At 52.4% G+C, this 504-nt stretch carries 1 protein-coding gene; it reads right to left on the bottom strand.

All coding sequences use genetic code 11. The features are described 5' to 3' along the window. Positions 1–41 precede the first annotated feature (41 nt). Positions 42–410 carry a four helix bundle protein gene (locus EOB49_RS34640; RefSeq protein ID WP_127331895.1) on the bottom strand — a complete coding sequence of 123 codons (369 nt, stop codon included), beginning with the start codon at positions 408–410 and terminating at the stop codon, positions 42–44. Positions 411–504 lie beyond the last annotated feature (94 nt).

Genomic DNA, 504 nt, shown 5'->3' with positions numbered 1-504 from the left:
AGGCAGTAGGCAGTAGGCAGTAGGCAGTAGGCAGTAGGGGTCTATTCGGGTGCAAGTTTGAAAATAAGCTGGCGAAGCATTTTGCCGATGCCCTCCGTGGATGTCAGCAAATGACTAGCTTGATCATGCGTGGCAAGGCCAATGCGTTCAGCGATCTGGAGGTGTGTCTCGAATTCCTTCAGCGAGCCTTGGGCAATCCTCAGAAATTGCTGATAGGAACCTCTGTTGTCTCGGCCATAACCTTCGGCGATGTTTGCAGGAATAGAGGTTGCTGAACGGCGGATTTGGCTGGTCAACCCATACAATTCCTCTTTTGGCCATGCCTTGGTCAAAGAATAGGTGGCGACAGCCAGATCCATCCCCTGCTGCCACACGATAAGATCCTTGTAGGAATTGATCTTGCCGGTCATCTCACTGCCTACTGCCTACTGCCTACTGCCTACTGCCTTCCAATTAATGCCCGCGCGATGATGACGCGCATGATCTCGTTGGTGCCTTCGAGGA

The organism is Mesorhizobium sp. M7A.F.Ca.MR.148.00.0.0, from assembly GCF_003997735.1.
Lineage (GTDB): Bacteria > Pseudomonadota > Alphaproteobacteria > Rhizobiales > Rhizobiaceae > Mesorhizobium.
This window is presented reverse-complemented; position numbering and strand designations above follow the sequence as displayed.

Excerpts from the sequence above, each read along its gene's own strand:
- EOB49_RS34640 (WP_127331895.1), bottom strand. The coding sequence starts at position 410 with ATGACCGGCAAGATCAATTCCTACAAGGATCTTATCGTGTGGCAGCAG.